This window comes from Pseudomonas sp. NPDC087803 (genome assembly GCF_044742995.1).
Lineage (GTDB): Bacteria > Pseudomonadota > Gammaproteobacteria > Pseudomonadales > Pseudomonadaceae > Aquipseudomonas.
Window position 1 is genome coordinate 1 of sequence record NZ_JBIUVO010000139.1, and the last position, 2,393, is coordinate 2,393.

2 protein-coding genes and 1 pseudogene are annotated in these 2,393 nt (G+C 58.8%); all 3 read left to right on the forward strand.

Annotation, left to right across the window (positions count from 1 at the left end; genetic code table 11):
* A pseudogene (locus ACIOUG_RS26950) lies at window positions 1-106 on the forward strand (NADH-quinone oxidoreductase subunit A); the annotation flags it as partial.
* A 10-nt stretch (window positions 107-116) separates the two neighbouring features.
* Entirely contained in the window at window positions 117-791 is a 675-nt protein-coding gene (locus ACIOUG_RS26955) for a NuoB/complex I 20 kDa subunit family protein (protein WP_401070207.1), read from the forward strand.
* 72 nt (window positions 792-863) lie between these two features.
* Window positions 864-2,393: NADH-quinone oxidoreductase subunit C/D (nuoC, locus tag ACIOUG_RS26960; protein WP_401070210.1), on the forward strand; the 1,530-nt coding region annotated here is incomplete at its 3' end.

Consider the following 2,393-nt stretch of genomic DNA (forward strand, 5'->3'; position numbering starts at 1 on the left):
TTTCATAGCATTTCTGTTGGCAGGTCTTGTCTACATGTTCCGTGTGGGCGCCCTTGACTGGTCTCCGGAAGCTCGTCGCAAGCGGCAGGCGAAGCTGAAACAATGAGGCTTTGGCAATGCAATACAATCTCACCAGAATCGACCCCGATGCTCCTAACGAGCAGTATCCGATTGGCGAACGGGAAACCGTTGCCGATCCGTTAGAGGATCAAGTTCACAAAAACATTTTCATGGGCAAGCTCGAAGACGTGCTGAGTGGCGCGGTCAATTGGGGGCGTAAAAACTCCCTGTGGCCGTACAACTTCGGCCTTTCGTGCTGCTATGTGGAAATGACCACCGCCTTCACGGCGCCCCACGACATCGCGCGCTTTGGCGCCGAAGTTATCCGGGCATCACCGCGTCAGGCCGACTTCATGGTTATCGCCGGTACCTGCTTCATCAAGATGGCGCCGATCATTCAGCGTCTCTACGAGCAAATGCTCGAACCGAAGTGGGTTATCTCCATGGGTTCGTGCGCCAACTCCGGTGGCATGTACGACATCTACTCCGTGGTTCAAGGGGTGGACAAGTTCCTGCCCGTGGACGTCTACGTACCTGGCTGCCCGCCTCGTCCAGAAGCATTCCTTCAAGGCTTGATGCTGTTGCAGGAATCGATTGGACAGGAGCGTCGTCCGCTTTCCTGGGTCGTTGGTGATCAAGGCGTTTATCGCGCCGACATGCCTTCGCAGAAGGAACAGCGCCGCGAACAGCGAATCGCAGTCACCAACCTGCGCAGCCCTGACGAAGTCTGATCCAGTCTGTTCTTACAAAGAAACGAGAAGCTGGCTTCATTCTTTACGTTGACCGAAAGCGAAAAAATAACCATGACTACAGGCAGCGCTCTGTACATCCCGCCTTATAAGGCAGACGACCAGGATGTGGTCGTCGAATTGAACAACCGTTTTGGCGCCGAAGCGTTCACCGCTCAGTCGACTCGCACCGGCATGCCGGTGCTGTGGGTGGCGCGCGCCAGACTTGTCGAAGTCCTGACCTTCCTGCGCAACCTGCCCAAGCCGTACGTCATGCTCTATGACCTGCACGGCGTGGACGAGCGTCTGCGCACCAAGCGTCAAGGGCTGCCATCGGGCGCCGACTTCACCGTGTTCTATCACCTCATGTCGCTTGAGCGTAATAGTGACGTGATGATCAAAGTCGCCTTGTCCGAAAGCGACCTGAGCTTGCCGACCGTCACCAGCATCTGGCCGAACGCCAACTGGTACGAGCGTGAAGTCTGGGACATGTACGGCATCGACTTCAAAGGCCACCCGCACCTGTCGCGCATCATGATGCCGCCGACCTGGGAAGGTCACCCGCTGCGCAAGGACTTCCCGGCGCGCGCCACCGAATTCGATCCGTTCAGCCTCAACCTCGCCAAGCAGCAGCTTGAGGAAGAAGCCGCGCGCTTCCGTCCTGAAGACTGGGGCATGAAGCGTTCCGGGGCCAACGAGGACTACATGTTCCTCAACCTGGGCCCGAACCACCCTTCGGCGCACGGTGCGTTCCGCATCATTCTGCAGCTGGACGGTGAAGAAATCGTCGACTGCGTACCGGACATCGGTTACCACCACCGTGGTGCCGAGAAAATGGCCGAGCGTCAGTCCTGGCACAGCTTCATCCCGTACACCGACCGTATCGACTACCTCGGCGGCGTGATGAACAACCTGCCGTACGTGCTCTCGGTCGAGAAGCTGGCCGGCATTAAAGTGCCGGAGAAGGTCGACGTCATCCGCATCATGATGGCCGAGTTCTTCCGGATCACCAGCCATCTGCTGTTCCTGGGGACCTACATCCAGGACGTCGGCGCCATGACCCCGGTGTTCTTCACCTTCACCGACCGCCAGAAGGCGTACACGGTGATCGAAGCCATTACCGGTTTCCGTCTGCACCCGGCCTGGTACCGCATCGGTGGCGTCGCCCACGACCTGCCGCGCGGCTGGGACAAACTGGTGAAAGACTTCGTTGAATGGCTGCCAAAGCGCCTCGACGAGTACACCAAGGCGGCCCTGCAGAACAGCATCCTCAAAGGCCGGACCATCGGCGTCGCGCAGTACAACACCAAAGAAGCTCTGGAATGGGGCGTCACCGGTGCCGGTCTGCGTTCGACCGGTTGCGACTTCGACCTGCGTAAAGCGCGTCCCTACTCCGGCTACGAGAACTTCGAATTCGAAGTACCGCTGGCCGCCAATGGCGATGCCTACGATCGCTGCATGGTCCGCGTCGAAGAGATGCGCCAGAGCATCAAGATCATCGACCAGTGCATGCGCAACATGCCGGAAGGCCCGTACAAGGCGGATCACCCGCTGACCACGCCGCCGCCGATAGAGCGAACGCTGCAGCACATCGAAACCCTGATC

What these genes read in the sequence shown, in the direction of transcription:
- ACIOUG_RS26955 (WP_401070207.1), top strand. Translation starts at nt 117, where the DNA reads ATGCAATACAATCTCACCAGAATCGACCCCGATGCTCCTAACGAGCAG.